Genomic DNA, 23,762 nt, shown 5'->3' on the forward strand with positions numbered 1-23,762 from the left:
GGTCGCAGATCGAGGCAAAGCGAGCCACCCGATACCCGCCAAGATGCTGGAAAGCGCCGACGCGCCGGATGCGTCTTTTTCACCACGGCGCAAAACGGCAAGCGCCGTCGCAAACAGCGCAAGGGTGGAAGCGCTGTTTCGCTAGTGATACACCTCGCGCGCCGGGACCGACTGAACGCCGGCCGCCATTCGCGAAGCCTTTTTGGGGCGAGGTTGGGACGTTGAAGAAATATTCGGTATTCGCCATCGCCCGTGAAGCCATGCGCGGCCACAAGGGCTGGGAAGAACAGTGGTCCTCGCCTGAGCCCAGGAAAGAATACGACGTCATCATCGTCGGCGCCGGCGGCCATGGCCTGGCCACCGCCTATTACCTCGCCACGGTTCACGGCATCACCAATGTCGCGGTGCTGGAAAAGGGCTGGCTCGGCGGCGGCAACACAGGCCGCAACACCACCATCATCCGCTCCAACTATCTCTATGACGAGAGCGCCGGCATCTACGACCATGCACTGAAGCTGTGGGATGGGCTGAGCCAGGAGCTCAACTACAACGTCATGTATTCGGCGCGCGGCGTCATGATGCTCGCGCACAATGTGCACGACGTGCAGGTGCTGAAGCGCCACGTGCACGCCAACCGGCTGAACGGTATCGACAATGAGTGGCTGACGCCGGAGCAGGCGAAGGAATTCTGCCCGCCGCTCAACACCTCCAGGGATGCGCGCTATCCGGTGGTCGGTGCGGCGCTGCAGCGGCGCGGCGGCACGGCGCGCCACGATGCGGTTGCCTGGGGCTATGCGCGCGGCGCCTCGGCGCGCGGCGTCCATATCATTCAGAATTGCGAGGTCACCGGGGTCAAGCGGGCGGCCAATGGCGCGGTTTTGGGCGTCGACACGACGCGCGGCTTCATTGGCGCCAAGAAGGTCGGCGTCGTTGCCGCCGGCCATTCCTCCGTCATCATGAATATGGCCGGCGTGCGCATGCCGCTGGAAAGCTATCCGCTGCAGGCGCTGGTGTCGGAACCGGTCAAGCCGGTGGTGCCCTGCGTGGTCATGTCGAACACGGTGCATGCCTATATCTCGCAGTCCGACAAGGGCGAGCTGGTGATCGGCGCCGGCACCGACCAGTACGTCTCCTATTCGCAGACCGGCGGCCTGCACATATTGCAGCACACGCTGGACGCCATCTGCGAGATGTTCCCGATCTTCACGCGCATGAAGATGCTGCGCTCGTGGGGCGGCATCGTCGACGTCACGCCCGACCGCTCGCCGATCCTGGCCAAGACGCCGGTGCCCGGCCTTTATGTCAATTGCGGCTGGGGCACGGGCGGCTTCAAGGCGACGCCGGGCTCGGGCCATGTCTTTGCCCACACCATCGCCAAAGACGATCCGCATCCGATCAACGCGCCTTTCACCATCGAGCGCTTCCGCACCGGCCGGCTCATCGACGAGGCGGCGGCGGCGGCGGTGGCGCACTGATGATGGCTGGGATGGCTGTCGCGATGCCGCTGATGCTGGCGGGGGAACACGTGCTGGCGGGGGAACGGGGCATGTTCCATTTTCCGTCGGCTGACGAAGTGCGCACGCAACCGATCAGCCGCACCGGCAACGAGACCGTCTGGCCGTTTTCGGTCGACGACGGCACGCTGGCCTGCGTCTGGAGCGGCGGCCAGCGGGTGGTGATGTTCTTCGAGGGACGTCCCGAAGGGCTTGACGAAGACGAGACATTCCAGCCGCGTCAAGTCATCGTCACCACCGATCCGATGCAACTCACTCTCGGCAACATGGCGTCGCGCGATCTGTTTCGTCCCGCTGCAAGCGTGGAGGAACGCATCCGGCTCGTCGCGCCGTTCGCGACCCTGGGACAGAAGCTTTGCGATCAACCGGCGGGCGCCCGCGTCGGCCACGGCGAATTGTAGGAACGAACAAATGCTTCTCATCCGCTGCCCCTATTGCGAGGAAGAGCGTCCGGAACTCGAGTTCCGCAACGCCGGCGAGGCGCATATCGCGCGCTCGGCCAATATGGCCGGCGAGAGCGACGACGATTTCGAAAAGTTCTTCTTCATCCGCTCCAACCCCAAGGGCATCATCTATGAGCGGTGGCGGCACATGCATGGCTGCGCGCGTTTCTTCAACGCCGTGCGCGACACCGTCACCGACAGGTTCGTCATGACCTACAAGGCCGGCGAACCCAAACCCTCCAAGCTGCCAGGAGTTGGCAAATGAGCGGCGCGTCGTACCGCATTTCCGGCGCCGGCCGCTTCAGCCAAGCCAAGACCGCGCGTTTCAGCTTCGATGGCCAGTCCTATGCCGGCATCGAGGGCGACACGCTGGCCTCGGCGCTGCTCGCCAATGGCGTCCATCTGGTCGGCCGTTCGTTCAAGTACCACCGTCCGCGCGGCATCCTGTCGGCGGGCGCCGAGGAGCCGAACGCGCTGGTCGAAATCAGGCGCGACGCGGCACGCAAGACGCCGAACGTGCGCGCGACCGTGCAGGAGCTTTATGACGGGCTCGAGGCGCAGTCGCAGAACCGCTGGCCGTCGCTGTCCTTCGACGTCGGTGCGGTCAACGACATCGCGTCGCCGATGTTTTCGGCCGGCTTCTACTACAAGACCTTCATGTGGCCCAAGGCGGCATGGAAGAGCCTGTACGAGCCCAAGATCCGCGCCGCGGCCGGTCTTGGCGTTTCCCCGGACCAGCCCGATCCCGACCATTATTCGTCACGCTATGCGCATTGCGACGTGCTGGTGCTGGGCGGCGGTGCGGCGGGCATCGCTGCGGCATTGGCAGCGGCGGAGACCGGCGTGCGCGTCATCCTCGCCGACGAGCAGGCCGAGTTCGGCGGCAGCCTGCGTTTCGAGAGCGGCGCGAAAATCGACGGCCAGGACGGCTTTGCCTGGGCGCAAGCTGCGGTGGCGAAGCTCGCCGCGATGGACAATGTCCGCGTGCTCCCGCGCACGACGGCGTTCGGCTATTACGCGCAGAATTTCGTCGGCCTGGTCGAGCGTGTCAGCGATCATCTGAAGGCTCCCGGCCACGATCTGGCGCGCGAGCGGCTGTGGCAAGTCAGGGCCAAGCGCGTGGTGCTGGCCTCGGGCGCCATCGAGCGGCACATGGTGTTCGCCGACAATGACCGGCCGGGCATCATGCTGGCGGGTGCCGCGCGCACCTATCTCAACCACTATGGCGTCGCGGTCGGCAGGAATGTCGGCGTCTACACCGCCAATGATTCCGCCTATGCAGCGGCGATCGACCTGAAGAAGGCCGGCGTCAACGTGGCGGCGATCGTCGATTTGCGCGACAATCCGACCGGACCGGTGATCGACGAGGCGAGGGCGCTCGGCATCGAGGTCAATTTCGGCCGCGCGGTGATCCGCGCCGGCGGCAAGCTGCGTGTTTCCTCAATGACGGTGCAACCGAAGAATGGCGGCGGCGAACGCACCATTCCAGTCGACGCGATCCTGATGTCGGCCGGCTGGACGCCGTCGGTGCATCTGTTCTCGCAGTCGCGCGGCAAGGTCGCCTTCAACGAGGAGACCAAGCGCTTCGTGCCGGGCACCTATGCGCAGGACTGCGTCTCGGTCGGCGCCTGCAATGGTACCGACGGCCTATCGGCGACGGTCGACGAGGCCTATGCCGCGGGCGCCAAAGCGGCCAGGGATGCGGGCGCGAAAACCGCCAAGGGTACGAAGCCGAAGGTCGACACCTCCGAGAGCTGGTCGCGCGGCATGCTGGGTGCGGCTCCTGGCGCCGGGCCGGACATAACGGTGAAGGCGTTTGTCGACTTCCAGAACGACGTCACCGCCAAGGATATCCGCCAGGCGGTGCACGAAGGCATGCGCTCGATCGAGCACGTCAAGCGCTTCACCACCAACGGCATGGCCACCGATCAGGGCAAGACCTCCAACATGCACGGCCTGGCGATTGCCGCCGAGATGCTGGGAAAGCCGATCCCGGAGGTCGGCCTGACCACGTTCCGGGCGCCCTATACGCCGGTGACCTTCGGCGCGATCGTCAGCCATGCGCGCGGGCCGCTGTTCGACCCGACGCGTAAAACGGCGATCCATCCCTGGGCCGAGGCGCAAGGCGCGGTGTTCGAGGATGTCGGCCAGTGGAAGCGCGCCTGGTATTTCCCCAAGGCGGGCGAGGACATGCATGCTGCTGTCGACCGCGAATGCGTCGCCGTGCGCAAGACGGCCGGCCTGTTCGATGCCTCGACACTGGGCAAGATCGAAGTGGTCGGGCCGGACGCGGCCAAATTCATGGAGCTGCTCTACACCAACCCATGGGAGAAACTGGAACCCGGCCGCTGCCGCTATGGCATCATGCTGCGCGAGGACGGCTTCATCTATGATGACGGCGTCGTCGGCAGGCTGGCGCCCGACCGTTTCCATGTAACGACGACGACCGGTGGCGCGCCGCGCGTCATGAACCATATGGAGGATTATCTCCAGACCGAGTTCCCGCATCTCAATGTCTGGCTGACCTCGATCACCGAGCAATGGGCGGTCATTGCCGTGCAAGGCCCCAAGTCGCGTGACATCATCGCGCCGCTGGTCGAAGGCATCGACATGTCCGACGAGGCGCTGCCGCACATGTCGGTGCGCGAAGGCAAGATCTGCGGCGTGCCGACGCGGCTGTTCCGCATGTCGTTCACCGGCGAGCGCGGCTTCGAGGTCAATGTGCCGGCCGACTATGGCCAGGCGGTCTGGGAAGCGCTGTGGGCCGAAGGCCAGAAGCACGGTGCGGCTGCTTATGGCACCGAGGCGATGCACGTGCTGCGCGCCGAAAAGGGCTACATCATCGTCGGCCAGGACACCGATGGCACGGTAACGCCGAACGACGCCGGCCTCGACTGGGCGGTCGGCAAGAAGAAGACCGATTTCGTCGGCATCCGCGGCCTGACTCGGCCGGACCTTGTCGCCAAGGGCCGCAAGCAGCTGGTGGGCCTCAAGACCAAAGATCCCAAGGTGGTGCTCGAAGAAGGCGCGCAGATCGTCGAGGATCCGAAGCAGGCGATCCCGATGAAGATGATCGGCCATGTCACTTCGAGCTACTGGTCGGAAAATTGCGGCCGCTCGATCGCGCTGGCGCTGGTCGCCGGCGGCCGCGACCGGATGGGCGACACGCTCTACGTGCCGATGCCGAACGGGGTGATCGAAGTGGAGGTTACCGGCATGGTGTTCTTCGACGAGACGGGAGGGCGCCTCAATGGCTAAGGCCGCTGCAAGGAAGACGACGCCAGCTGCATCGTCTTCGGTAGAACGCCGTCCGGCGCTGGCCGGTCGCAGCACAACTGCCGCCGCCGTCAAGGTCGAGGTGCTGCCGCCGGCCGAGCGCATTTCGCTGCGTGCGCCGGAGGCTTCGGTCGCAGCGCTTTCGAAGGCGCTTGGCGTGGCCTTGCCGAACAAGCCGAAAACCTCTGCCGCGAAGGGTGGGCGCACCGCTCTGTGGCTCGGCCCCGACGAATGGCTTGTCATCGATGAGGCCGGCAACGATCCGCTCGCCGATTGCGCCAAAGTATCCGCGCTGCATTCGGCGGTTGGCGTCTCGCATCGCAACATCGCGATATCAGTGACGGGCACTGGGGCAGCGGCGACGATCAATGCGGGCTGCCCGCAGGATCTGTCGCTCGACGCCTTCCCGGTGGGCGCGGCGTCGCGCACCATCCTGGGCAAGACCGAGATCGTGCTGTTGCGCACAGCCGCCGATGCCTTCCGGGTCGAATGCTGGCGTTCCTTCTCGGACTATGTCTTTACTTTCCTGTCCGAGGGATCGCGCGACGCGGCGGTCTGAACTCGGAACGTTTTGCAGGGCACGCTCGTTCTGCATCCGCACGCCGAGGGAGAAATGCCGATGCCGTCGAATTCCGCGCCGAAGTCGCCGGTCAAAAAGACATCGGCCGTCCGCTCGCTCGAACATGAGCGACGTGAAGCCCCGAGCGCCGAAGAGGAACTCAAGGAAGGCCTTGAAGACACGTTCCCGGCCAGCGATCCGGTATCCATTACCGGAACCGCCATCCCCGGCGCACCGGCGAAACCGGGCAAGGCCAAGACCGTGCCGGGGCGCAAGAAGCGCAAGACCTAGTATTCCATCGGGCCAGATCGCATCGGACCTTCTCAATCTCCTTGGGCGTGCTATTTAAAGCGCTTTGGGAGATGAAAATGCCGACAAAAGCGATCGTTTGGGGCGAGAATGTCCACGAGCAGACCAATGAAGCCGTGCGCGAACTCTATCCCTTGGGGATGCACGGCACCATCGCCGCCGCGCTCAATCAGGACAAGGGCATCGAGGCGGCCACCGCAACCTTGCAGGAGCCCGAGCACGGCCTGAGCGAAAAGCGTCTGGCAGCCACCGACGTGCTTTTGTGGTGGGGCCACGCGGCGCATGGCGAGGTCAAGGACGAGATCGTCGAGCGGGTGCAGAAGCGGGTCTGGGAAGGGATGGGCCTGATCGTGCTCCATTCCGGCCACTACTCGAAGATCTTCAAGCGGCTGATGGGCACGCCCTGTTCGCTGAAATGGCGCGAGGCGGGCGAGCGCGAGCGCGTCTGGGCGATCAACCGCGGCCACCCGATCGCGCAAGGCATTGGCGAGTGCCTGGAGATCGGCGAGACCGAAATGTATGGCGAGCCGTTCGCGGTGCCGGAGCCGCTGGAGACGGTGTTCGTCTCCTGGTACGAGGGCGGCGAGGTGTTCCGGTCCGGGTTGACCTACCAGCGCGGCGCGGGACGGATCTTCTACTTCTCGCCCGGCCACGAGACTTATCCGATCTATCACAATGAGGGCGTGCAGCAGGTGCTGCGCAACGCCGTCCATTGGGCGCACAACCCGGCGCCGGCATGGTCCGGCATCACCAATGCGCCGAACGTGCCGACGGATGCGGCCAAGGAGAAGATCGTGCAGAAGGGGCTGCGCCTGCATGCCGATGGCGACAAGGGCCTGAGCTGATTGGGGCGGCCTGAGCTGATCGGGGCCTGAGTTGCCCAAGGCGTGAGTTGATTTTGGGGGCTTGGGGCTAATGCATCGAATTCTTCTGCTCGGCACCGGCGGTATCGCCGGGCATCATGTCGAGGAGTTTGCCGGGATTCCCGGCTGCAGCATCGTCGCCTGTGTCGACCAGGTGCCCGGTCGCGCTGCGGCGTTCGCCGCGGCCAGCAAGATCGGCGATTCTTTCGAGAGCCTGGAGGCGGCGATCGCCTGGGGCCAGTTCGATGCCGCCATCAACGCGACGCCGGATGGTGCGCATAGGGCGACGACGCTGGCGCTGCTCGGCGTGGGAAAACATGTGTTTTGCGAAAAGCCGCTGGCGCCGAATCATGCCGACGCACTTGCTATGACCGAAGCGGCCGAGGCTGCCGGGGTGATCAACATGGTCAATCTCACCTATCGCAACTCACCGGCGATCCACGAGGCGCGGCGCATGGTTCAGGCCGGCGCGATCGGCGCGTTGCGCCATGTCGAGGCGAGCTACCGGCAAAGCTGGCTGGTCAGCAAATCATGGGGTGACTGGCGGGTCGAGGACAAATGGCTGTGGCGCTTGTCCAGCCGGCACGGTTCGACCGGCGTGCTGGGCGATGTCGGCATCCATATCCTGGATTTCGCCACCTATGGCGCCGGCCAGGATATCGTCAGCCTGCATGCCGATCTGGTGACGTTTCCGAAGGCCGAGGGCGAGCGCATCGGCGACTATGTGCTGGACGCCAATGACAGCGTGGCAATGACGGCGCGGCTCGATTGCGGCGCGCTCGCCACGATCGTGGNGAGCCGCTACATGACCGGTCACGCCAACGATTTGTCGCTGGCCCTGCACGGCACCCAGGGCGCCATCAAGGTCGAGACCGACGGCAAGGCATCGAGCCTGTCGGCCTGCCTCGGCGGGGATGTCGATCTTCAGCGCTGGCGGACTTTGGATCTGCCCAGTGTCAAGCGCAATGCGCGACGCTTTGCCGATGCGCTGGATGCAGGCCGGAATGGCGATCCGTCGTTCCGGCGCGCCGCCGACATGCAGAAGCTGATCGACGCAGCCTTTGAGAGTTCAGCGGCGAAGCTGCCGATTTCGGTCGCTTGAAGCTGGCCGGCTTGTGCCGGCCAGACGTGATCTTTGCTGATATCAGAATGCGCTCGGCACAATCCACGGATTGATGCTGATGCCGAGCCGCGGGCCCTTGCCTTCAGCGGTGTTTTCCGTGGCACCTTTCTTCTCGACCGAACCGGTCGAAGCGCAATCGAGCTTCAGGTTGGTCTTGGTGTCAACGCAGGCCGCCACCGGCGCATGCTTGACCGGATGGGTGGTGTTGGCGGCGAAAGCCGAGCCCGAAAGTGCCAGCACGGCGGCGAGGGTGAGGAGTGTCTTTTTCATTGTCAGTCTCCGGTTTCCGGGTCGAATTCAATTCGTACCGACGGGTGAATTTTTTTCGTACATGTACGATACGCTGTACATATACGCCGTCGATTAGGAATTCAAGGGAAAACCGTACGCGTACGATAAATTTTTCGTTAACCAAGAAATCCCCCCAGGGTTTGGCTGGAGCGGAGAGAAAATATGGAAATGAAAGGGAACGGCGTTCAGCAGTTGACCGGTGTCTCGGTCAACGGCGGGACGTTTTGCGTGCTGAGCGTGGCGAGCGTGAAATCGCACATCCGCTTCACGAAGGCCTGCGGGTCGCCGAAGGGGTAGAATGGAAAGGTGATGAGCAGCGAGATCGTGCCGTGGCCGACCGCCCACAGCATGGTGGCGATGGCGCGCGGATCGCCCTGCAATTTTCCGGCGGCAACGCAGGCCTCGACCCGGCTGATCAGCGCCTTCATCGCCGGGTTGCTCTCTTCCATGTCGTCGTAGCTCCTGCCTTCCGGCAGCTTGGTCTTTTCGGTCATGAATACGGTGCGGTATTCGTTGGGATTGCCGAGCCCGAAGGCGGCATATTCCGTCATCACCGCCTGCAAGGCTGCGATCGGATCATCGGACGGATGCTCCTCGATGCGGCGAGCAAGCGTCTCGAATGCGTCCTCGGCCAGAGCGAACAGGATGTCCTGCTTGTCGGCGAAGTAGGAATAGACGGACATCGGGGCGTAGCCGACCCGCTTGGCCAGCTTGCGGATGGTCAGGCCCTCATAGCCCTCTTCCTGGACAAGCTTATGCGCGGCCTCGAGCAATTCGGAGCGCAGTTCTGCCTTTTGTTTCTCGCGGCGTGTCTGGACGCTCTGCGGCAAGATCTGGTGCCTTCGGTTGGGTTGGTGGCTGGCTAAATTATATACGCTGTACGGAAACGGACAAGGGCACGGGAAGTTCCCAAACGGTATGCTTCGGATCGTGCCGACGCTTGTCGTAATTTGGCAGCCCCGTGATCAGCACCGTTCCTCTCTCGAAACGGCCCATCACGCCTCCCTGTCGATCAGTTCTGCGGCAAGACACGAAAGCAGCTTCACCGCCTCGCCATAGGTTTTCGCCTTCTCGGGATTGGAGGCATTGCCGTCCAGCGCCCGTTTGAAGACGCCTTGGCAGATTGCAGCCAGCCGGAAGAAGGAAAAGGCGAGGAAGAACGTCCAGTTGCCGATACCGGTGAGCCCGCGCCGCCGGCAGTAGGCGGCGACGTAGTCCTCTTCGGAAGGCAGGCCGAGTGCGGAACGATCGATACCGCCCAGGCCGCGAAAGCCGGAAGCGTGCGGCAGCCGCCATTGCATGCATTGATAGGCGATATCGGCGAAGGGGTGGCCTGATGTCGAAAGTTCCCAGTCGAGCACTGCCAGAACCGTTGGCCGGTCCGGCGCGAAGATCAGATTGTCCAGCCGGTAGTCGCCATGGACCAGTGAGATCCGGCCGTCATCTACGGGCATATGCGTTTCCAACCAGGCAATCAGCCGGTCCATGTCGGCGACGGTGCCGGTTTCCGAGGCACGGTACTGGCTCGTCCAGCGCGCCAGTTGGCGCTCGAAATAATTGCCCGGCCGGCCGAAATCGCCGAGCCCCACAGTCTCGACATCGACCTCGTGCAGGGCGGCGAGGGTGTCGTTCATGGCATCGTAGATGGCGGCGCGTTCATCATTGTCGCCAGCCTCCGGCAGAGCCGGATCCCAGAAAATGCGGCCGTCGAGGAAATCCATCACGTAGAACATGCGGCCGATGGGCGAGCCTTCCGCCGACAGATGCAGCATGGCCGGCACAGGCACGGCGGTGCCGGCAAGCGCGCTCATCACCCTGAATTCGCGGTCGACCTGGTGCGCCGATTTCAGCAATTGCCCCGGCGGCTTGGCGCGCAGCACGTAACGGCCGCTTGCCGCCGTCAAAAGGTAGGTCGGGTTCGATTGGCCGGATTTGAACTTCTCGACTGCAGCAAGCCCGGAAAAGCCCGGTATGCTCGCCTCGAGGTAAGGTGCAAGCGCTGCCTGGTCGAGAACGGGATCACTCATGCCGTCTCGGGCTGGCGTTCGATCAAGGTCAGCGTCAGCCAGCGCGCGGTCAGTGCCGGCTTCTTCGAACCCTCGATCTCGATCGTCACGTCATGCGCGGTCTGCACCCAGCCCGACGGCCTGACCTTGACGTCGGCCAGCACGAAACGCGTGCGGATGCGCGCGCCGGTTTTCACCGGCGCCAGGAAGCGCAGCGAATCGAAGCCGTGGTTGACGCCCATCTTGCCGTTTTCCAGCGGCGGCATGGTCTCGAAGGTCATCGCCGACAACAGCGACAGCGACAGGAAGCCGTGCGCGATGGTGCCGCCGAACGGCGTTTCACGCATCGCCCGCTCCGGATCGCAGTGGATGAACTGATGGTCGTCCGTGGCGTCGGCGAACTGGTCGATCATGCGTTGCGTGACCACCCGCCACGGCGACACGCCGACCTCCTTGCCGACACTGGCCAGAAGCACATCGAGACTGATCGGTTCCACGCTCATGTCCTCCAGTTCACCCCCGGCTTCTGTGGCCGGAAAATGTCATTCCTTGAACAAGGTCAGCCCATGCTGCACCGACTGTCCGCCATCGATCGGCAGGATGGCGCCAGTGACATAGCTGCCTGCACGGCTGCACAAATAGAGCGTTGCGCCGGCAATGTCATCCGGTGCGCCGATACGGCCGATCGGAACATGGCTGCCGACGTGCCTGGCCTGTTCCTCTGTCGCGGTGGCAAATGCCGTCATCCGGCTCTGGAAGGGGCCGGGGGCAAAGGCGTTGACGGTGATGCGGCGGGCGGCGAACTCGAGCGCCAGTGTGCGCGTCAGATGATGAACCGCAGCCTTCGAGGCGGTGTAGGAATAGGCGTCGTCGGCCAGCGGCTGCGTGCCCATCACCGAACCGAGGTTGATCACCCTGGCCGGATCGGCGTCGCTGGCGGCGGCATCGAGCAGCGGCAGCAATTCACGGGTCAGGTGGAAGACCGCGGTGACGTTGACGCCAAACACCTTGGCCCATGCCGAATAGGGGAAGCTTTCCAGCGGCGCGCCCCAGGAGACGCCGGCGTTGTTGACCAGAATGTTCAGCCGTTCGATGCGCGATTTGACCTCGGCCACGAGTGCGGCGATGCCGGCTTCGCTGGAAACGTCGCCGACGAAGCCGTCGGCCCGGCCCGGTGCACCAAGCTGGTTCAACTCTTCGGCGACCTTGATACAATCCTCGCCCTTGCGCGACGCGATCATCACGCTGGCGCCGGCCTTGACCAGCGCGGTCGCCGCCATGCGGCCGATGCCGGTCGCGGCACCCGTCACCAGCGCGGTCTTGCCGGCCACCGAAAACAGTTCGTCCAGATAGCTCATCACAATTCTCCGCGCTCGGCATGCGGGCAAACAGTTCGTTGACAAGGCTATCCGAAGTACGGTCATCCTTGCCACTGACAAAATGCCTGGCGTGTATGAAGGGTTAGCGACCGATGACGGAGATGAATCTCGGCATGACCGAGCGGCTGAAGCCAATCCACGCGCGCGTCGCGGCCATGGTGCGCGACGAGATCATGCCGCTCGACCATGAATTCCTCAGCGAAGTGGGCAAGGCAGGCAACCGCTGGGTCTACAGTGCGCGTCAGAGCGAGATCCTCGAAGGGCTGAAGAAGACCGCAAGAGAGCGCGGCCTGTGGAATTTCTGGCTGACCGGCTCGGAACGCGGCTATGGCCTTTCCACCGTCGAATACGCCTATCTGGCCGAAGAGATGGGCAAGGCGCATCTCGGCGCCGAGACCTTCAACTGCTCGGCGCCCGACACCGGCAACATGGAGGTGCTGGAGCGACACGGCTCGACCGACCACAAGAAAGCATGGCTGGAACCGCTGCTCGACGGCAATATCCGCTCGGCCTATCTGATGACCGAGCCGGATGTCGCTTCATCCGATGCCACCAACATTGCCATGCGCTGTGAACGCCACGGCGGCGACTATGTGCTCAATGGCGAGAAATGGTGGGCTTCGGGCGCCGGCGATCCGCGCTGCGCCATCTACATCGTCATGGTCAGGACCGGGGGCGATGACGAGCCGCAGCACCGCCGCCATTCGATGATCCTCGTGCCATCAGACACCAAAGGCGTGACCAAGGTGCGGGCCATGCAGGTCTATGGCGATGACGACGCGCCGCATGGCCACATGCATCTTCGCTTCGACAATGTGCGCGTACCGGCGTCGAACCTGATCCTCGGCGAGGGCAGGGGGTTCGAGATCGCGCAAGGGCGGCTCGGTCCCGGCCGCATCCACCACTGCATGCGCGCCATCGGACAGGCCGAGATGGCGCTCGAGATGCTGTGCCAGCGTTCCGTGCGCCGCGAGGCCTTCGGCCAGAAGCTGGCAAAGCTCGGCGCCAATTTCGACATCATCGCCGAATGCCGCATGGAGATCGAGATGGCGCGGCTGCTCTGCCTCAAGGCGGCGTGGATGATCGACCAGGGCGATGCGCGGGCTGCTGCTCCCTGGATCAGCCAGATCAAGGTGGTCGCACCGCGCGTCGCGCTCAAGGTCACCGACGAGGCGGTGCAGATGTTCGGCGCGCAAGGCATCAGCCAGGACACACCGCTGGCGCGGTCGTGGACGCATCTGCGGACCTTGCGCCTTGCCGACGGGCCGGACGCCGTGCATCGCCGTCAGGTGGCGCGGACGGAGTTGAGGAAATACACGCAGGAGAAGGTCTGAGCGCCGGCATCGTCATGCGGGCGCGACCCGAGGCTCGAGCGAGGAGTGTTCCGATGACCGTCCCATCCGAAATGAAGGCGCTGCTGCTTGTCGGCGATGGCTACACCAGGACGCGGAGCGGCAGTGTGCTGGAGGCGATGGAGCCCTATCTCGAGCCGGGCAGCATCGCGGTGCCGACACCGGGCCCCAGCCAGGTGCTGATCAAGGTCAGCCTCGCCTCGATCAATCCGTCCGATGTCGCCTTCGTCAAGGGCCAGTACGGCCAGCCGCGCGCCAAGGGCCAGCCGGCCGGTTTCGAGGGTGTCGGCATTGTCGTCGCCAGCGGGGACGAGCCCTATCCCAAAAGCCTGATCGGCAAGCGCGTGGCCTTTGCCACCGGCGTCACCAACTGGGGCTCGTGGGCCGACTATGCCGTCGCCGAGGCGGCTGCCTGCATCCCGCTGCTCGACACCGTTCGCGACGAGGACGGTGCGGCGATGATCGTCAACCCGCTCACGGCGCTCGCCATGTTCGACATCGTCAAGGAGGAAGGCGAGAAGGCCTTCGTCATGACCGCCGGCGCCAGCCAGCTCTGCAAGCTGATCATCGGCCTGGCCAGCGAAGAGGGTTTCCGGCCGATCGTCACCGTGCGCCGCGACGACCAGATCGCGGCTCTGAATGCGCTTGGCGCGGCGCACGTGCTCAATGAAAGGGCGCCGGATTTCAAGGCGGCGCTGCGCGAGGTGATGAAGGCCGAACAGCCGCGCATCTTCCTTGACGCGGTAACCGGGCCGCTTGCCTCCGCCATCTTCGACGTCATGCCGAAGCGGTCGCGCTGGATCATCTATGGGCGGCTCGATCCCGAAGCCACCGTTATCCGCGAGCCCGGCCAACTGATCTTCCAGCACAAGCATATCGAAGGGTTTTGGCTGAGTGAGTGGATGCGCCAGTTCCGCGACCGTCGCGGCCCGGCGATCCTGGAAGCGCAGAAGCGTTTTTCCGATGGGCGCTGGTCGACCGACGTGACGGCGGTGGTGCCGCTTGCCGAAGCAATGGCGCGGCTGCCAGCCGAACTGGCCAAGCCCAACGGCAAGGTGTTCATCCGGCCTTGAAGGAAAATGGCTGGCGGGCGAAGTCCAGTTACTGCAAAAAAGGGGCTGCTTGTGAGAAAATGGTGGTTTGTCCCGATTGTCCTCATGTCGATGGCCAGTACCATTGGTGCACAGGCTGCCGAAAAGTTCCCGCCGTTTTGGCGCAAGGCGATGACGAACGATCCCAGTACGAATTACTTTCTCAAGAAATATTCGGCCCCGCTGGATGATCCTGCCGGGACCGCGGTCAGGAATATCATGCTGGCGCGGGTCGTCGGCGCCGAATGTCAGGCCTCCAGACTCAACAAGGCCAAGATCAAAGCCTATCGCGACAGGACGATCGGGCCGCTCACGCCTGAGCAACTCAAAACAGCTGCATTTGAAGGTGGCAGTGCGTTGCGCAGTTTCAACTACCAGGATCTCGCTCACCTCTGTGCCGGCATCGACTATCAGTTCGGGCCGAAAGGCGTGCTGATTCCGGGGGCTGTTCTTGCTGGTAAGGGCGAGCCGAAATATCCCTTTGATCCGCGCAACCCCTATTTTCGTTTGCCCGAATTCACTGACGATTAGTCAGGTCGCCAGCCTCGGACGGCAGCCATGAAGGTGGGAACGCATATTCGAGGCGAAGGAGGTGCGGCCCTGACGTTCGTCAGCCCTCTATGCCACGCCGCTTCGTCCGTGATATGCCGCCGCCATCGAATGCCGGGACAGGCTGGACTGATCCAGTTCCGGGATTGTGTGGAGCGCCTTGATGACGATTTCCAAGCCGGTTTTCGACCGTTTGGGGTTTGGCCTGTGGATCGGAGCGTTCCTGGTCGTTCTTGCCCTGGTCCTGTGGTCACCGCACACGCGGACGGTATGGCAGGCCTATATCGACGGCAGCGAGGCGCTTCAGGCCGGTCTGCCGCTCTACGACACCCAGTCCGAGATGGGGTATCTCTACGCGCCGGCCTTTGCCACGCTCTACACTCCAATAGTCAAGCTTGGTCCGCATCTGGGCGGCTTGGTTTGGCATTCCATTGGCTTTGCGGTGCTGACCTACGCCGCGATGCGGCAGGTGCGCAAGCTCGGCGGCGGCGAACTGACATGGCTGCTTTCTTTCGGTCTTTTCCTCGCTTTGCCGATGGCGGTGGGGGCGATCCGCAACGGCCAGGCGACGATCCTTTTGACCGGCGCTTGCTGGCTTCTCACCCTGTCGGCGCTGGAAGGGCGGCGGGCGGAGACGTTCTTCTGGGCTTCGCTTGCCATCATCGCCAAGCCGACCGCGATCATAATGCTGTTGTTGGTAGGAGCCCTTCGGCTCCGGTTGATACCGGTGCTGGTGCTGGCGCTGCTGTTCGTGCTGGCACTGCCTTACGCTTTTGCTCCCGCCGGCTATCTCAACGATCAGTATCGTGTCTTCATCCAGATGCTGACCTCCATGGCCGTCGACAACACCAGCCATTTCGTGCCCACCGATTTCACGGCACCGTTCACCACGATAGGACTGCCGATACCGGAAATCGGCGCAACGATCGTGCGCATGGTCATGGCCCTGTTTACGCTTTCTGCCGTCATCTGGTTCGACCGCAGGCTCGAACAGGGAAAGGCGGCGCTGGCGATCTTCCTGACAGCCACTTTCTACATGTGCGTCTTCAACCCGCGCGTCGAGCCAAACACCTTTGCCATGATCGCGGTACCAGCCGGTCTTGCCATCGCCCTGTTGTGGCGCGAAGAACGGGGCGGCGTCCTTGCCTCGGTGCTGTCGACGACGCTGTTCGTGACCGGGTTGAGCGGCGTCGAGCGCCATGTGCACGATTTCCTCTTCCCCTGGTTCCGGCCGGTCGCCGTCACTTTCATCGCCGGTTTGCTGATCTGGTGGTTTTGGGCCAAGGCACGGGAAAAGGTGGTGAATGCGGGAGTCGCCAATGGTTGAGTTGCGGCCGAGCCTCGATATCGTCGCACCGTTCTTCAACGAGGCGGCATCGGCATCGGCCTTCGCGCGCCTGCTCGGCGAGCTCGAAGTGGCCGTGGCACAACGCTTCGGCATGGGCGTGCACAAGATCCTGGTCGATGACGGCAGTCGTGACGATGGTGCCGTGCGGTTTTCGCAAGCGCTGACGGGGTCGTGGGAGATCGTGCGCCTCAGCCGCAATTTCGGCAAGGAAGTCGCGGTGCTCGCCGGCCTCGACCAGTCGCGCGGCGACATGGTGCTGATCATGGACGCCGACCTCCAGCATTCCCTGGACATCAGCCTGAAGCTGATCGCCGAGCTGGTGGACCATCCGGACATCGACGTCGTCTATGCGCAGAACGACCGCCGCGAGGCGAGCTGGCGGCGCAGCCAGCTTGCACGGCTTTTCTACAGCCTGATCAACTCGAGCCAGCGTTTCGACATTCCCGAAAATGCCGGCGACTTTCGCGTCATGCGCGGCGCCGTGGCGCGCGCGCTGACCAGCCTGCGCGACAAGCGGCGCTTCAACAAGGGCCTGTTTGCCTGGGCCGGCTTTCGCCAGAAGGCGTTGCCCTATTCGCCGGAAGGCCGCGCCAGCGGCACGTCGAAATGGAGCCGGCTCAACCTGATCGCCTTCTCGCTCGAAGGTTTTACTTCCTTTTCCGTCATTCCCTTGCGTCTCATCAGCCTCAGCGGGCTGCTCGCGGCGTTGGCCGGTGCGCTCTATGGCGCCAAGGTGCTCTTCGAGGTGATCTTCTACGGCATTGCCGTCCCGGGCTACCCCAGCCTGCTGGTTGCCGTCGTCCTGCTCGGCGGCCTCAACCTGACCTTGCTTGGCCTGATCGGCGAATACGTCTGGGTCACGCTCAGCGAGAGCAAGGATCGCCCGGTCTATCTCGTGCGCGACGTCGTGCGCAGCGTGGCCCCCGCCGATCGGCCGGAGCCGGGCACTTCGAACAGATGACGCGGCGCATCCGCCTGATCGCCGACGATTACGGCCTGGCGCCCGGCGTTTCCGCCGCGATTCTCGACCTGCTCGATCGCGGCCGCCTGACCGGCACCAGCTGCATGACCGGCTTTCCGGAATGGGAAGCGGAGGCAGAGCGCATAAAACCGCTGTGCGGCCGGGCCGCGGTCGGGCTGCATCTCACCTTGACCGACCAGCCGGCGGTCACCGGCCGGTCGAGCCTGGCGCCGGAAGGCCGGCTGCCACCGCTCCGCGCACTGGCCTTGCCTGTTCTGCGCGGCCGCATCGACGAGCGCCATGTTCATGCCGAGCTTGACGCCCAGTACAGCCGCTTCGTCGAGGCGCTTGGCCGCCGCCCCGATTTCGTCGACGGGCATCAGCATGTGCATTTCCTTCCCGTCGTGCGCACATGGCTGCGCGCGCGGTTTCCAGAAGGCGCCGACAGGCCGGCCCTACGCGGCGGCCCGGCGCTGGCCGCAGGGTCGAAGGTCGCCGCGATTGCCGCGCTCGCTGCCGGGTTCAACCGTTCGATGCAGCGCGCCGGCTTCATCGTTTTCCACCCGCTCGCCGGCATCTATGACTGGCGGCAGCCCGAAAAGTTCACTGCGGTTCTGCAGGCCGCCGTCGAAGGGTTGCCGGAACGGGGGCTGTTCATGTGCCATCCCGGCCATGTCGACGAGACGCTGCGCGCGCGCGACACGATGCAAGGTGTGCGCGAGGTCGAATTCGCGGCCCTGGCATCGGACGCGTTCGGAGCCAGCCTGGCCCGCGCCAATGTCGCAATCATGGATGGCAGGGGATGAACGACGCCGAGCGGCCCCCGCGTTCGACCGGCAACAAGATCGTCCGCTTTGCCATTGTCGGACTGGCCAACACAGCCATCGACCTTGCCAGCTTCTTCCTGCTGCTCAAGCTCGGTGCTTCGCCGCTGCCGGCCAACGTTGCTGCCTGGTTCATCGCCGTCACCTTTTCCTTCGCGGCGAACGGCTTCTGGTCGTTCGAGCGCAATCGAGCCATCCGGCTGCGTGACGCATTCCTTCGCTTCGCCTCGCTTGGAGGGCTGATTTCGCTCGGCGTCTCCAGCCTCTCCATCGCCCTGTTTGCCGGCATCGCCGGAGTGTGGCCGGCAAAGATCGCCGGTGTCGTGGTGGCGGCGGTGCTGAATTTCCTCGCCGCGCGCTGGTCGATCGAAGGCCGGTTCTTGAGATAGGCGGAACTATTTTTCTTACGAAATTCCGGACGGAAAACCGCTACACACTTTTCCCTGGATTTCTTTACTCCGCCGGTTCCACATTGGTGTAGGCGGCTTCCTCCAACTCGCGCTTCAGTCGCGCTTCCTCATGGGTCTTCGGCGTGACGAAGCGGCCAAGCAGGAGATAGGCGACCGGCGTCAGGAACAGTGTCGAGACGGTGGCCAGCCCCAGGCCGCCGACGATGACCCAGCCGAGCGCGACGCGCGCCTCGGCCCCGGCGCCGCTCGCCAGCACCAGCGGCAAGCCGCCGAGCACGGTGCAGATCATCGTCATCATCACCGGCCGCACGCGGATGATCGAGGCCTGCTCGATCGCTTCGCGCACGCCAAGCCCGCGATCGCGCAGCTGGTTGGCGAATTCGACGATCAGGATGCCGTTCTTGGCCATGACGCCAACCAAAAGCACCAGGCCGATCTGGCTGTAGGCGTTGAGACTGGTGCCCGAGAGCAGAAGCGCGAAAATCGCGCAGGCCAGTCCGAGCGGCACCGTCGCCATGATGATGACGGCACTGACGAAACTTTCGAACTGGGCGGCCAGCACCAAAAGGATGATGACCAGCGCGAAGCCGAAAATGGTGATCATGGCGCTGTTGGTTTCGCCCAGCGTCGCCGCCTCGGCCAGAGGCAGGATGCGGCTGCCCGCAGGCAGCAGCGGCGTGGCGATCTCCTCGGCGCGGGTGAGCGCGTCGCCAAGTGCGAAGTCGCCACTGAGGTTGGAGGTGATGGCCACCGAGGGCTGCTGCTGTTCGCGCGACAGTGATGGCGGTACGGCACGTTCGGTCAGCGTGGCGATGGTCGACATCGGCACGAAACGTCCGTCTGCCGTCTTCAGGAAGATGTTTTCCAGATCGGTCGGATCGTTGATCGGATTGGTGGTCGAGACCAGCTTCACGCCGTAGCTGCGGTCGGCAATGTAGACGTCGACGACATCGTTGCCGTCGAGCATGGCCTGCAAGGTGTTGGCCAGTCCCGATATGTCGATGCCGAGGTCGGAGGCGCGCTCGCGGTCGATGGCCACGGCGAGCTGCGGTTGCGTCGGGTCGATCGACAGGCGCGGTGTCTGGAAGCGCGCGTCCTTCTGCATCTCGGCGATGATCTTCACGGCTGCGTCGCCGAGCGCCTTGCGGTCGTTGCCGACCAGCGCGAACTGCAGGCCGTTGCCGGCGCCACGGATGCCGAGGCTGTTGGGCTGTACCGGGAAGATGCGCACGCTCGGCACCTGCCTGGTCAACTGGCTGATCTCGGCCATGATCTCCTGCTGGCTGCGGCTGCGCTCGTTCCACGGCGCCAACGTCATCACCATGAAGCCGGAATTGTAGGAGCCGTTCTGGCCGGCATTCTCGAAGGTCGAGCGGATCTCGCCGGAATCGCGCATCGGCTGGATCAGTCTCTCGATCTTCTGCATCTGCTGCGTCGTATAGTCGAGGCTGACGCCTTGCGGGGCGCTGATGCGCAGAAGCACGGCGGCGCGGTCCTCGGTCGGCGTCAGCTCCTGGCGGATGGTGCCGAACAGCGTGAAGGCGGTGCCGGCAAACAGCACCGCGACCAGAAGCACGATCCATGGCGCGTCGAGGCAGGCGTGTAGGCCGCGCTTGTAGGCCGTACTGAGCGCGCCGCCGATGCGGGCGCCGATGCCATGGCCCCCTTCGTGGTGGAGCGATGCGCTGGTCAGCATGCGCGAGGCGAGCATCGGGCACAGCGTCAGCGCCACAACGCAGGACAATAGCACCGACATGGCAAGCACGAAGCCGAATTCGCGGAACAGGCCGCCGGTCTGGCCGGGCAGGAACGAAATCGGCACGAAGACGGCGACCAGCGTCAAGGTGGTGGCAATGACGGCGAAAAACACTTCCTGCGCGCCAAGCACGGCGGCGGCGCGGGGCCCCATGCCTTCATTGCGTCGTCGCACGATGTTTTCGAGCACGACGATGGCGTCGTCGACGACCAGTCCCGTCGCCAGCACCAGAGCGAGCAGGGTCAGGATGTTGACCGAGAAGCCGGCCAGATAGATGGCAGCGATGGTGCCGATCATGGCGACCGGCATCGACAGGCCGGGGATCAGCGTCGCGCGCCAGTCGAGGAGAAACACATAGATGACGATCAGCACCATGGTCACGGACAGGCCGAGTGCGATCTCGACCTCGTGCACCGCGCCCTTGACGAAGACGGCGTCGTCGCTGGTGATCTTGATCGACATGCCCTTGGGCAGGTTTTCCTGCAGCTTGGCGACGGCGGCCTGGACACCGGTCGAGATGTCCAGCGTGTTCGATTCCGCCTGGCGGATGATGCCGATGCCGATGCCGGTCTTGCCGTCCGAGCGCAGCGTGGTCTGGCCGACGTCGGGACCGAGCGTGACGGTGGCGACGTCGCGGATGCGCGTCGTGCCGCCGACAATGATGTTTTCGAACTCTTCCGGCGTGGTCACGTCGGCAGTCGTGCGGACGATCAGGTCCTGGTTGGTCGTGGTGATCGAACCGGCAGGCGAATCGAAAGCGACCGAGGCAAGGGCGGCCCTGAGATCGGCAACCGTGAAGCCGAGGCTGGCCAGCTTGTTCTGGTCGACATCGATGCGAAAGATCTTGTCGCGGTCGCCATAGACCTGGACGTCGGCAACGCCGGGCACGGCGGCAAGCTCGTCCTCGATCTGGTCCTGGACCACCACGGTCATGTCCTGGATCGACATGTTGTCCGAGGTCACCGCCAGTCGCATCACGGCGTCGGAATTGGCGTCGGCCTTGACGATGCGCGGCGGATCGGCGGTGTCGGGCATCTGATTGGCGACGCGGCCGACAGCATCACGCACGTCCGAGGCGGCGACATTCAGATCGACGCCGTCGTTGAACTCGATGGTGACGCGGCTCGAGCCGAACGAGGAAGACGACGAGATCGACTTGACGCCTGAGACGCGGGCGACGGCGCCCTCGATCGTGTCGGTCAGTTCGCGGTCGACGGTCTCGGCCGCCGCGCCCTCGAAGGTGGTGGAAACAGTGACGACCGCGCGGTCGACATCAGGCAGTTCGCGGATCTCGACGCCGTAGAAAGCGGCCAGGCCGGCGACCGCAATCAGTGTGTTGAGCACGAAGGCCATGACCGGCCTGCGGATGAACAGGGCGGTGAAGCCGGTCTCGCTGGCGGTGTTGATGGTTCCGGTCATGAGCCTGCGGCGGCGTCCGCGGCGCGCTGCTCTTCGCCGGCAAGGCGAACCGCGCCGCCCTCGCTGACGCTCTGGGTGCCTTCTGTGACCACCATGTCGCCATTGTCGATCTCGGCGTCGATCAGCACGGTCTCGGTGTTGCGCTGGATGATGCGCACCGGGACCCGCCTGGCCTTGCCATCCTCGATCTGCCAGACATAGGCGCCGTCCGACCCCCACAGGATCGCCAGCGGGCTGACGGCCGGATAGGTTTGCCCCGGAAATTTCATGGTGATGCCGAACGACATGCCGGCGCGCAGCGAATCGGCCGGGTTGGCGATCTTGGCCTTGACCAGCAGGGTGCGGCTCTTTTCATCGATGTGGTTGTCGATGGCCGAAACGGTGCCGCTATAGGCGTTGCTGGGATTGGCGATCGGCGTCGCCGTCAATTGCGCACCGACCTTGACGGCGGCGGCGAAGCGCTCGGGCACCAGGAAATCGACCAGGATCGAGGACCGGTCGTCGAGCGTGGCGATGGCCGACTGGTTGGTGACGTAATTGCCGGCCGAGATCGGCAGGATGCCGACGGTGCCGGCGATCGGCGCCAGGATCGACCGGCGCTGCAGTGCAAGTTCCGCGTCCTGAAGCGCCAGCTTGGCGCCCGCCAGCACCACCTCGGCGTCAGCCACGGCTACCGGGGTCGCGGCATTGGAGGCACGCAGCGACTTGACGCGGTCGAGCTTGGACTGAGCGTCCTGCAAGGCGAGCTTGGCACGGTCCTGAGAGATCACTTCGGTCTCGGAATCGAGGGTGGCGAGGATCTGTCCCTTTTCGACATGGCTGCCGGACTCGACCAGCAGTTCGGCGAGGCGGCCGGAGCTGTAAGGATTGACGGTCACCGAGGCGTTGGCACGGCCGGTGCCGATCGCCTGTAGGCGGTCGTTGATAACAGCCGAAGTGGCCGCCAAGGCGACCACGTTCACCCGCTGATTGCCGTTGCGGCCGTTTGCCTGCCTCGCGTTGGCGGCACCGGTTTCAGCCGGGGGCGTTGCCGCGTAAGCCCAGTCGATGCCCCAACGTGCCAGCACGTCCGGTGCGCCGGGATAAAAGCGCAGCCAGGCGGCTGCCGCCACCACCAGCACCATGAGTGCAAAAAGTATCTGTTTCCAGGCGGCCATCAGCACTCCGGTTGGTAAAACAATCCTTCCGTCTACCGGTTTCCCGAAATGAAGCAGACGCAGCGAGGCTATTGTAAGGCAAAGAAGCCGTCTCGATATCGCGTCTTTATGACAATTCTCCGGGTGCTGCGCACATTAAATATATGTAACGTTTGAGAAAATATGCGTAACGCTTCGGATCATCGCATATGCACTAACGCAGACTTTCCATCTCGCGAATGCGTTTGGCGCCTTCTGCTTCCAGTTGCCTGGTGACGGCGCCGATCAGCGTTTCGGCGACGACGAAAAGGGCCGCCGATGAATCCCATGCCGACGGCACCGCGGTTCGTCCGGCGATGACATGGCGAGCAAGGCGGGCGATCGGCGACAGCCACTGGTCGGTGAACAGCACGATCTGCACGCCACGCTGATGCGCCTTCTCGGCGAAGCGGAGGAGGCTGTCCTGGTAGCGCCTGATGTCGAAGATGACCAGCACGTCGCGCTTGCCCATGTCGATCAGCCGGTCACGCCACATGCTTTCCTGCCCGGCGAGGTGAAAGACATCCGGCTGGATGATGGCGAGGTGGGCGGCCATGTAGCGCGCCAGCGGATCGGTGAAGCGGCCGCCGATCAGGAAGGTCTTGCCGCGCCGGTCCGCCAACCGGGCGGCGATGTCGGCAAGCTGCTTGTCGGACAGGTGCCTGAATGTCTCGCGCATATTGTCGAGCGTCGCTTCCAGCATCGGCGACACGGTCCCGCCGCCGGGCGAGGGCGGATTGAGCGTCCTTGTCGCCGGCGATTGCAGTTGCGCCGCCAGTTCGTCCTGCAGGCTCGACTGGAACTCCGGATAGTTCTGAAAGCCCAACCGGGCGACGAAACGCAGGATTGTCGGCGAGGAAACGCCGGCTGCGGCCGAGAATTCAGCGACCGTTTTCAAGCCGATCATCGGGTAGAAGGCAATCAGTGTCTGGGCCGCGCGCCGTTCGCTGGCCGGCATCGTGCCGATGCGGTCGGCGATCAGTTCGGCAATGTTGGAAATCATCTTTTCCCCACCCTTGGCTCGGTCGATGGTCTTTTCCGAAATCGCATTTGACAAAGCCGGACAAACTGTATGAAATCATCCACAGGGACGCAATGAGGCAAAATACGTAAC

At 64.1% G+C, this 23,762-nt stretch carries 23 protein-coding genes; 15 read left to right on the forward strand and 8 right to left on the reverse strand.

Annotation, left to right across the window (positions count from 1 at the left end; all coding sequences use genetic code 11):
* Nucleotides 1–221: 221 nt before the first annotated feature.
* The 8 genes from M729_RS0108870 to M729_RS0108905 all read left to right on the forward strand — a co-directional run bounded on the left by M729_RS0108870 (nucleotide 222) and on the right by M729_RS0108905 (nucleotide 8,066).
* Entirely contained in the window at nucleotides 222–1,475 is a 1,254-nt protein-coding gene (locus tag M729_RS0108870; protein ID WP_013529656.1) for a sarcosine oxidase subunit beta, read from the forward strand.
* Nucleotides 1,475–1,915, forward strand: a complete 441-nt coding sequence (locus tag M729_RS0108875) for a hypothetical protein (RefSeq protein ID WP_024502778.1) — start codon at nucleotides 1,475–1,477, stop codon at nucleotides 1,913–1,915. The genes M729_RS0108870 and M729_RS0108875 overlap by 1 nt, the downstream gene beginning before the upstream one ends.
* A 10-nt stretch (nucleotides 1,916–1,925) precedes the next feature.
* The gene (locus tag M729_RS0108880; protein WP_013529658.1) at nucleotides 1,926–2,222 is read left to right on the forward strand and encodes a sarcosine oxidase subunit delta; all 297 of its coding nucleotides are present in this window, start codon (nucleotides 1,926–1,928) and stop codon (nucleotides 2,220–2,222) included.
* Nucleotides 2,219–5,215: a sarcosine oxidase subunit alpha gene (locus M729_RS0108885; protein WP_027161366.1), complete on the forward strand. Its 2,997-nt coding sequence runs from the start codon at nucleotides 2,219–2,221 to the stop codon at nucleotides 5,213–5,215. Before M729_RS0108880 ends, M729_RS0108885 begins: the two co-directional genes overlap by 4 nt.
* Nucleotides 5,208–5,792, forward strand: a complete 585-nt coding sequence (locus M729_RS0108890) for a sarcosine oxidase subunit gamma (protein ID WP_027161367.1) — start codon at nucleotides 5,208–5,210, stop codon at nucleotides 5,790–5,792. The genes M729_RS0108885 and M729_RS0108890 overlap by 8 nt, the downstream gene beginning before the upstream one ends.
* A 60-nt stretch (nucleotides 5,793–5,852) precedes the next feature.
* Nucleotides 5,853–6,083, forward strand: coding sequence for a hypothetical protein (locus M729_RS0108895; RefSeq protein WP_027161368.1), 231 nt, complete (start codon nucleotides 5,853–5,855; stop codon nucleotides 6,081–6,083).
* Between the two features lie 77 nt (nucleotides 6,084–6,160).
* Nucleotides 6,161–6,946 (forward strand): ThuA domain-containing protein, encoded by a 786-nt coding sequence (locus M729_RS0108900; protein WP_027161369.1) that lies wholly within the window; start codon nucleotides 6,161–6,163, stop codon nucleotides 6,944–6,946.
* 70 nt (nucleotides 6,947–7,016) lie between these two features.
* Nucleotides 7,017–8,066, forward strand: a complete 1,050-nt coding sequence (locus M729_RS0108905; protein WP_027161370.1) for a Gfo/Idh/MocA family oxidoreductase — start codon at nucleotides 7,017–7,019, stop codon at nucleotides 8,064–8,066.
* A 42-nt stretch (nucleotides 8,067–8,108) separates the two neighbouring features.
* Here the strand turns inward: M729_RS0108905 and M729_RS0108910 are convergent, their stop codons facing one another.
* The 5 genes from M729_RS0108910 to M729_RS0108930 form a co-directional block, all read right to left on the reverse strand.
* Nucleotides 8,109–8,357, reverse strand: coding sequence for a DUF680 domain-containing protein (locus M729_RS0108910; protein WP_013529664.1), 249 nt, complete (start codon nucleotides 8,355–8,357; stop codon nucleotides 8,109–8,111).
* 206 nt (nucleotides 8,358–8,563) lie between these two features.
* Nucleotides 8,564–9,208, reverse strand: coding sequence for a TetR/AcrR family transcriptional regulator (locus M729_RS0108915; protein WP_013529665.1), 645 nt, complete (start codon nucleotides 9,206–9,208; stop codon nucleotides 8,564–8,566).
* Nucleotides 9,209–9,373: 165 nt separating this feature from the next.
* Nucleotides 9,374–10,405, reverse strand: a complete 1,032-nt coding sequence (locus M729_RS0108920; protein ID WP_024502772.1) for a phosphotransferase family protein — start codon at nucleotides 10,403–10,405, stop codon at nucleotides 9,374–9,376.
* Nucleotides 10,402–10,887, reverse strand: a complete 486-nt coding sequence (locus M729_RS0108925; RefSeq protein WP_263484965.1) for a MaoC family dehydratase — start codon at nucleotides 10,885–10,887, stop codon at nucleotides 10,402–10,404. Before M729_RS0108925 ends, M729_RS0108920 begins: the two co-directional genes overlap by 4 nt.
* Before the next feature lie 39 nt (nucleotides 10,888–10,926).
* Nucleotides 10,927–11,742, reverse strand: a complete 816-nt coding sequence (locus tag M729_RS0108930; RefSeq protein ID WP_027161371.1) for an SDR family oxidoreductase — start codon at nucleotides 11,740–11,742, stop codon at nucleotides 10,927–10,929.
* 113 nt (nucleotides 11,743–11,855) lie between these two features.
* Here M729_RS0108930 and M729_RS0108935 point away from each other — a divergent pair, with 113 nt between their 5' ends.
* From M729_RS0108935 to M729_RS0108965, 7 genes are all read left to right on the forward strand, one after another.
* Nucleotides 11,856–13,097 (forward strand): acyl-CoA dehydrogenase family protein, encoded by a 1,242-nt coding sequence (locus M729_RS0108935; protein ID WP_027161372.1) that lies wholly within the window; start codon nucleotides 11,856–11,858, stop codon nucleotides 13,095–13,097.
* A 53-nt stretch (nucleotides 13,098–13,150) separates the two neighbouring features.
* Nucleotides 13,151–14,188 carry a zinc-binding dehydrogenase gene (locus M729_RS0108940; RefSeq protein WP_013529671.1) on the forward strand — a complete coding sequence of 346 codons (1,038 nt, stop codon included), beginning with the start codon at nucleotides 13,151–13,153 and terminating at the stop codon, nucleotides 14,186–14,188.
* An 84-nt stretch (nucleotides 14,189–14,272) separates the two neighbouring features.
* Nucleotides 14,273–14,737, forward strand: coding sequence for a hypothetical protein (locus tag M729_RS0108945; RefSeq protein WP_050596209.1), 465 nt, complete (start codon nucleotides 14,273–14,275; stop codon nucleotides 14,735–14,737).
* Nucleotides 14,738–14,918: 181 nt separating this feature from the next.
* Nucleotides 14,919–16,082: a glycosyltransferase 87 family protein gene (locus tag M729_RS0108950; protein WP_032808127.1), complete on the forward strand. Its 1,164-nt coding sequence runs from the start codon at nucleotides 14,919–14,921 to the stop codon at nucleotides 16,080–16,082.
* Nucleotides 16,075–17,064: a glycosyltransferase family 2 protein gene (locus M729_RS0108955; RefSeq protein WP_032808129.1), complete on the forward strand. Its 990-nt coding sequence runs from the start codon at nucleotides 16,075–16,077 to the stop codon at nucleotides 17,062–17,064. The genes M729_RS0108950 and M729_RS0108955 overlap by 8 nt, the downstream gene beginning before the upstream one ends.
* A complete protein-coding gene (locus M729_RS0108960; protein ID WP_027161376.1) occupies nucleotides 17,061–17,870 on the forward strand; it encodes a ChbG/HpnK family deacetylase in 810 nt (269 codons plus the stop codon). Before M729_RS0108955 ends, M729_RS0108960 begins: the two co-directional genes overlap by 4 nt.
* Nucleotides 17,867–18,277 (forward strand): GtrA family protein, encoded by a 411-nt coding sequence (locus M729_RS0108965; protein WP_013529676.1) that lies wholly within the window; start codon nucleotides 17,867–17,869, stop codon nucleotides 18,275–18,277. Before M729_RS0108960 ends, M729_RS0108965 begins: the two co-directional genes overlap by 4 nt.
* Nucleotides 18,278–18,341: 64 nt before the next feature.
* Here M729_RS0108965 and M729_RS0108970 read toward each other — a convergent pair whose 3' ends face one another.
* The 3 genes from M729_RS0108970 to M729_RS0108980 all read right to left on the reverse strand — a co-directional run bounded on the left by M729_RS0108970 (nucleotide 18,342) and on the right by M729_RS0108980 (nucleotide 23,651).
* On the reverse strand, nucleotides 18,342–21,473 hold the full coding sequence (locus M729_RS0108970) for an efflux RND transporter permease subunit (RefSeq protein ID WP_027161377.1): 3,132 nt from the start codon (nucleotides 21,471–21,473) through the stop codon (nucleotides 18,342–18,344).
* Entirely contained in the window at nucleotides 21,470–22,630 is a 1,161-nt protein-coding gene (locus tag M729_RS0108975) for an efflux RND transporter periplasmic adaptor subunit (RefSeq protein WP_013529678.1), read from the reverse strand. The genes M729_RS0108970 and M729_RS0108975 overlap by 4 nt, the downstream gene beginning before the upstream one ends.
* A gap of 193 nt (nucleotides 22,631–22,823) precedes the next feature.
* A complete protein-coding gene (locus M729_RS0108980) occupies nucleotides 22,824–23,651 on the reverse strand; it encodes a MurR/RpiR family transcriptional regulator (protein WP_013529679.1) in 828 nt (275 codons plus the stop codon).
* Nucleotides 23,652–23,762: the final 111 nt, after the last annotated feature.

This window comes from Mesorhizobium sp. WSM1293 (assembly GCF_000513875.1).
Taxonomy (GTDB): Bacteria; Pseudomonadota; Alphaproteobacteria; order Rhizobiales; family Rhizobiaceae; genus Mesorhizobium; species Mesorhizobium ciceri.